The 592-nt window shown below is 66.6% G+C and carries 1 protein-coding gene; it reads right to left on the bottom strand.

Annotated features, from left to right (window positions below):
- Positions 1-592 (bottom strand): GAF domain-containing protein (locus CCN44_RS40300; RefSeq protein WP_143650408.1); only part of this gene is annotated, 592 nt, incomplete at both ends.

Raw genomic sequence — 592 nt, 5'->3', positions numbered from 1 at the left:
CAGCTCCTGCGACTGCTTGAGCAGCTGTTCGGTCTTGGTGTTGACCGAGATGGTGTTGACGCTGGTCGCGATCATCTCGGCGATCTGGTTGAGGAAGTCCTTCTGGATCTGCGTGAACGGCGTGAAGGACGCCAGCTCGATCACGCCGAGCACCTTGCCCTCGAACAGCACCGGCAGCACGATCACCTGCGCGGGCGGCGCCTCGCCGAGCCCCGAGGAGATCTTCAGGTAGCCGCTGGGCGCCCGGTCCACCAGGATCGTGCGCTTCTCCTGGGCGGCCGTGCCGATCAGGGCCTCACCGGGCCGGAACGACGTCGGCATGGAGCCCATCGAGTAGCCGTACGAGCCCAGCATCCGCAGTTCGTAGTCGTCCTCGCCGGTGCCGACGTCCTTGCCCTCCATGAGCGGCATGGCCAGGAAGAACGCGCCGTGCTGCGCGGACACCACCGGCGTCAGCTCGCTCATGATCAGCGAGGCCACGTCCTCCAGGTCCCGGCGGCCCTGCATGAGGGCGGAGATCCGGGCCAGGTTGCCCTTGAGCCAGTCCTGCTCCTTGTTGGCGATCGTGGTGTCGCGCAGGTTGGCGATCATC

Source organism: Streptomyces tricolor, assembly GCF_002155905.1.
Lineage (GTDB): Bacteria > Actinomycetota > Actinomycetes > Streptomycetales > Streptomycetaceae > Streptomyces > Streptomyces tricolor.
This window is presented reverse-complemented; position numbering and strand designations above follow the sequence as displayed.